This is a genomic window from Streptomyces sp. CBMA156 (assembly GCF_014596515.1).
Classification (GTDB): Bacteria; Actinomycetota; Actinomycetes; order Streptomycetales; family Streptomycetaceae; genus Kitasatospora.
This window is the reverse complement of record NZ_MSJQ01000403.1, coordinates 1-5,759: the sequence shown is the minus strand read 5'-3', so window position 1 is coordinate 5,759 and position 5,759 is coordinate 1. Positions and strand designations below refer to the sequence as shown.

The window sequence follows — 5,759 nt, the reverse complement described above, 5'->3', positions numbered from 1 at the left end:
CCGCCGCGGCGCCGCCCGCCGCCGGGCCGTCCCCGACCGGCTGGTCGCCGTCCTCGTGCTGCTGCCCGCCGCGCCGCTTGCGCTGGCGCACGAAGCGCAGCGCGGCCAGCAGCAGCAGGAGGCCGGCGCCCGCGAAGACGTACAGCACGCCGTTGGTCACCGAGGTGACGTCCACCCGGAACGGCTGCGGCTCGCCGTACGGCCGGGAGTCGGGGCCGGTGGTCCACAGCTGGGCGATCATCGCGACCTCCCCGTTGCTGTGCGCCTCGGCGTTGAAGCGGATGGTCACGCTCTGCGAGGCCGGGAGGACCAGTTGCTCCTCCCGGCTCACCCGCAGCCTGTTCGGCTGGGCCGAGGTGAGCACCAGCTTCAGGTTGGTGACCGTCTGGGTCAGGTCGTTGCGCACGCTGACCTGGAGCAGACCGGTGTCGCCGGCCAGGGTGACCCTGTTCTTCTTCGGCACCTGGACGGCTTCGGTCAGTTCCTTCAGGTACTTCGTGACGCCGGTGCGGTAGCTGTTCCCGGCCGCCGGCTGCCCGCGCCACTCGGTGGACAGCGAGCGGACCATCGCGGCGCTGAACGGACCGCGCACCCGCTGCGGCAGGGTGAGCACCCGCATCAGGGTGTCCAGGTCGTGCTGGATGCCGTCGGTGCTGCTCAGGTCGGCCGCCGAGAGTTCGGAGGCCCGGGTCTGGGGCGGGTAGTCGGTGGCCGCGGGGACGGCGGTGTTGGCCTTCGGGTCGGCCGCGGACTGGGCGACCGTGTCCAGCTTGACCGAGGAGATCCACTTGCCGTCCGCGGTCTGGAGGGCGTTCGCCAGCGCCTTGGCGTTGGCGGCGCTCAGCTCGCGCGGCGGCATCACCAGCAGCGCGCGCTGGTTCTGCGGCTGCTCGTGGGTGATCGCGAAGGTCTCGGCGAGGAAGCGCTGGGTCGCCTCGGTCTGCGCCTGCGGGCTGCTGAGGTCCTTCTCGAAGAGCGTGGAGACGGTCTCGTCGGCCACCACGGCGGTCTGCCCGTTGCCGATCGGGCGGACCGCGGTCGGGGTGTAGGTGAGGGCGTCGGACTCCGGCATGCTCCCGCCGTTGACCAGCACCAGCCCGCTGCCCGACTGCTGGGCGAGGGCGGCGACCTGCTGGTCGAGGTAGCCCTGGAACGGCCAGGCGACGTCGGAGCGGGTGTCCACGGCGAGCCGGCCCTCGACGGTCAGCCGGCCGGCCGTGGCCGCCTTGCCGAGCGCGACGGTCATCCCGGTCAGGTCGGCGCCGTTGTGCGCGATCGAGGCGAGGTCCGGGTCGGCGTACGGCAGCGCGACCACCTGGTGGCCCTGCTTGGCGACGGCGGCCCGCAGCTTGTCCAGCCAGGCGGCGGCGGCGGCCGAGCCGGTGCCCTGGACGACGTTGTCCTCCTTGGCCGACTTGCCGCTGTCCTCGGTGCCCGGCTTCTGCACCTTGTAGGGCTTGGTCATCGCGAGCGCGGTGTCCAGCAGGTCCGGGTCGATCACCCAGGTCAGGCCGTTCAGCCTGGCGCCGGTGTCGACCAGCTCGTACAGCCGGCCGCCGGGGGCGAACTCGGCGGCCAGGCTGTCGTCGCGCAGCACCGGGATGCTCTGGTCGGACTCGGCGAAGGTCTGCGCGGCCATCACCGGCGGGTGCACCAGCGGCCAGAGCGTGGTGACCTTCGTGGGCTGCGCCTCGGCGCCCGCGTTGTACGGCAGGAAGGTCCTGGCGATGCCCAGGGCGCGGTCGCGCGGGTTGTCGGCGGTCCCGCCCCAGGCGTCCACCGCCAGCTCGTACGCGCCGCTCGTGGAGAGCCCGAGGTCGCTCACCGCGACGCTCAGGGTGTACGGCTGGCTCTGCCCCGGGTTCAGCTCCGGCAGGGCGTACTGCGGGCTGTCCAGCTCGACGCCGTCCTTCGAGTCCGGCACCGAGCGGCCGGCCACGTTGGCCAGATCGCTGCGCCGGTCCAGCGGCTTGAGGGAGTACGGCTTGCGGACGGCCGCGTGGGCGCCCTTGACCGCCGTCTTGCCGGCGTTGGTGACGTTTCCGGAGATCGTCACGATGCCGTTCGGGACGGCCACCTGCGGGCTCAGCGCGTCGATGGTCATCACCACCGGGTACTCGGCCGTGACGGAGGAGTCGGAGGCCGGCCTGGCGTTGCCGCCGGCGGGCAGCGCGCCGGCCGGGGAGGCCGTGAAGAGGGTCAGGGCGGCCGCGCAGGCGGCGGCCAGGCGCAGGCCCGCCCGGCGGGCCCGCCGGGCCGGATGGCGCCCCTCGGCGGGGCGCTCGGCCCGTCCAGGCTGTCGGTGCGCTCCCAGGCCCGAGTGCCGTGCCGGCTCACTCACTCGCTTCGCCCTCGCCGTTCTCGATCGATTCGCCGCCGATGCCGTCCGGCGCGGTCCGCCCGACGGTCTTCGCTTTCACACTTCTGGAACTCTTCTGGAACTCTTCGCCCGACGCCGTCGCCGCACCGCCGCCGCGGGGATTCCGCGGACGGGGGCAGCACGCGACACCGCATCCCCCGTCCGGTGCCCGAGACTCGTCCACCGGCATGGTAACGATGCGGCCTGGGGTGCAGTGTTGCGGGCTGTGGGGTGAGACGCCCAAAACGCGCGGGCGGTTGACCTGTCGGGGCACGTACCCTTGTGAGCCGTGTCCACTGCCAATGAGCCCACCGCGCGCACCGACCGTTCCAGCACCGCCGTCCAGGCCGTACCAGGCCTGAGCGAGGCCCAGACCCTCGGCCTCCAAGAGCTGCTGCGGGTGTCGCCGGTCGCCGACGAGATCGCCCGCCGGTTCCAGGCGGCCGGTCACCGGCTGGCGCTGGTCGGCGGGTCCGTCCGGGACGCGCTGCTCGGCCGGCTCGGCAACGACCTGGACTTCACCACCGACGCCCGCCCGCAGCAGGTGCTCAAGCTGGTCAAGGGCTGGGCGGACGCGGTCTGGGACGTCGGCATCGCCTTCGGCACCGTCGGCGCCCGCAAGGACACCCCCGAGGGCTCCTTCCTGATCGAGATCACCACCTACCGCTCCGAGGCGTACGACCGCACCTCGCGCAAGCCCGAGGTGACCTACGGCGAGACCATCGAGGAGGACCTGGTCCGCCGGGACTTCACGGTCAACGCGATGGCCGTCGACCTGCCCGGCCGCGGCTTCGTCGACCCGCACCACGGCCTGGACGACCTGGAGGCCCGGGTGCTGCGCACCCCCGCCACCCCGGAGGAGTCCTTCTCCGACGACCCGCTGCGGATGATGCGGGCCGCCCGCTTCGCCGCCCAGCTCGACTTCGACCCGGCGCCCGACGTGGTCGCCGCGATGGCCGCGATGGCCGAGCGGATCACCATCGTCTCCGCCGAGCGGGTCCAGGCCGAGCTGAACAAGCTGCTGCTGGCCGAGCACCCGGTGAAGGGCCTGCGGCTGCTGGTCGACACCGGCCTGGCCGGGTACGTGCTGCCCGAGCTGCCCGCGCTGCGGCTGGAGCGGGACGAGCACCACCGGCACAAGGACGTCTACGAGCACTCGCTGACCGTCCTGGAGCAGGCCGTCGCCCTGGAGCAGGACGGTCCCGACCTCACCCTGCGGCTGGCCGCGCTGCTGCACGACATCGGCAAGCCGCGCACCCGCCGCTTCGAGTCGGACGGCCGGGTCTCCTTCCACCACCACGAGGTGGTCGGCGCCAAGATGACCCGCAAGCGGATGCGCGAGCTCAAGTACTCCAAGGAGCTCATCGAGGACGTGTCGCGCCTGGTCGAGCTGCACCTGCGCTTCCACGGCTACGGCGGCGGCGAGTGGACCGACTCCGCGGTGCGCCGCTACGTCACCGACGCCGGTCCGCTGCTGGAGCGCCTGCACAAGCTGACCCGCTCGGACTGCACCACCCGCAACAAGAAGAAGGCCACCGCCCTCTCGCGCACCTACGACGGCCTGGAGACCCGGATCTCCGAGCTGCGGGAGCGGGAGGAGCTGGACGCCGTCCGCCCGGCGCTGGACGGCAACCAGATCATGGAGCTGCTCGGCCTCACGCCGGGCCCGCAGGTCGGCAAGGCGTACAAGCACATGCTCGAACTCCGGCTGGAGCACGGCCCGATGGAGCACGACGAGGCGGTCTCGGCGCTGCGGGACTGGTGGGCCGGGCAGCAGGGCTGAGCCCGGCTCCGGACCTCCGGGGACGGCTGCGGACACGACACGAGGGGTGGCCCCGGCGTTCGGCCGGGGCCACCCCTCGTCCGGTTCCGGCTACTTGACCTGCTTCAGGCAGAGCACGTAGTCGAGGACCGGGAGGTTGGGGTGCTTGCTGGTGTACCAGCTGTCCGACTTCGGCTGCTTCTCGCAGGACTTCTCGTCGGAGGTGGCGAGGTACTTGTAGACGATCTTGTACTGCGCCTTGGCGTCCGTGCAGGGCACCACGGTGATCTTCGGGTGGGTGTCGGTGGTCTCGCTGGTGCCGTTCGCGTTGCGCAGGCAGTCGCCGACACCGGCCGAGTCGACCTTGGAGTCCGAGTCGGTCGGGGTGGTGACCGGCGGGAGCGTGAGGGTCGGCGTCGGCACCGTGAAGGTCGGCGAGGGGAAGGCCGGCGGCGGGAGCGTGAGGGTCGGCGTCGGCAGCGGGGTGGGCGAGAACGAAAGCAGGGTGGGGGACGGGGTCGGGTCGGCGACCGGGCCGTCCTTCTTCGGGCCGAGCACCCCGGTGGCGGCCAGGGTCAGGGCGACCGCCAGCGAGACCGGCACCAGCAGCATCGCGATGTGCGGCCGGCTGGTCAGCGGGACGCCCGGGTCCAGTTGCGGGCCGTGGCTGCCGGGGACGGGGTGCGGCAGCTGCTTGAACCTGTTGTGCGGGCCGAGGTTCAGCAGCAGCGTGATCGGGGTCAGCAGCCAGGACACCAGGCTCCACCAGCCCTGGACCAGCGTCCGGGCCGACATGTCGCGCACCGTCGCCGTGCCGCAGGTGCGGCAGAACGGGCCGGTCATCCGCAGCATCCGGAAGGCGATGATCAGGCCCTGGTGGCCGCGGACGGTGGCGTTCACCGCCGGGTAGCCGCCGCAGAACCGGCAGGTGGTGCCGTCCATCGGGGGCGGTGGCGGCGGGTACCCGTAGCCGTAACCGTCCTGCGGCGGGCCGCCGTACGGTGGCCCGGGCGGCGGCGGGGGGCTCGGGTAGCCGTACCCGGGGGGCGGTGGCGGCGGTGGCGGGGCGCCGTAGGAGCCGCCGGAGGCGTACGGGTTGCCGTCGCCCGGTGGCGGGCCGTACGGCATCTGGGGCGGAGGCGGAACGGACAAGGTGGTCCCCCGGGAAGGAGTGGCGGAAGAGGTCAGGACTTCTTCACCGGCGGGACGCCGGTGGTGGCGGGCGTCAGCGAGCCCAGGCAGAGCACGTACCGCTTCTTGTTCCAGCGGCGGCCGCTCTTGCCCGACACCGTGCTCGCGGTCTGCTGCGTCTGCTTGCAGCGGGTCACGTCGGTGGTGCCCTCGAACTTCGCCAGCACGCGGTAATTCGCTTTGGGGTCAGTGCACTTGACGATCTCGACGTCGCGGGATCCGCTCGCCTGGACGCAGTCGCCCGGCTTGGCGCTGCTGACGCTCGGCCCGGCGACGAAGTAGCTCACCGCCAGCGCCAGGCAGCCGCCGACCACCCCGAAGATCCGCAGCTTGGAGCGGAGGCCGCGCTTGGCGGACGGCGCGGGCGGCGCCGCGGGGGCGGACTGCGGGGGGACGTACGGCCCGGGGGGCGGCTGCTGCCCGTACGGCCCGGGGGCCGGCTGCCCG

General features: G+C 72.9%; 4 protein-coding genes. 1 reads left to right on the top strand and 3 read right to left on the bottom strand.

Annotation, left to right across the window (positions count from 1 at the left end; all coding sequences use genetic code 11):
* Positions 1 to 2,341, bottom strand: a 2,341-nt coding sequence (locus tag BU198_RS35850; protein ID WP_188300985.1) for a DUF6049 family protein, incomplete at its 3' end; no start/stop codon positions are given.
* A gap of 376 nt (positions 2,342 to 2,717) precedes the next feature.
* Between BU198_RS35850 and BU198_RS35845 the strand changes: the two genes are divergently transcribed.
* Positions 2,718 to 4,142, top strand: coding sequence for a CCA tRNA nucleotidyltransferase (locus BU198_RS35845; RefSeq protein ID WP_188298667.1), 1,425 nt, complete (start codon positions 2,718 to 2,720; stop codon positions 4,140 to 4,142).
* 90 nt (positions 4,143 to 4,232) lie between these two features.
* On the opposite strand, the gene BU198_RS35840 is transcribed toward BU198_RS35845, so the two are convergent.
* Together BU198_RS35840 and BU198_RS35835 are read right to left on the bottom strand one after the other, a co-directional pair.
* Complete coding sequence (locus BU198_RS35840; protein WP_188298664.1) at positions 4,233 to 5,273, bottom strand: hypothetical protein; 1,041 nt, start codon at positions 5,271 to 5,273, stop codon at positions 4,233 to 4,235.
* Between the two features lie 32 nt (positions 5,274 to 5,305).
* Positions 5,306 to 5,759, bottom strand: a 454-nt coding sequence (locus tag BU198_RS35835; protein WP_188300984.1) for a hypothetical protein, incomplete at its 5' end; no start/stop codon positions are given.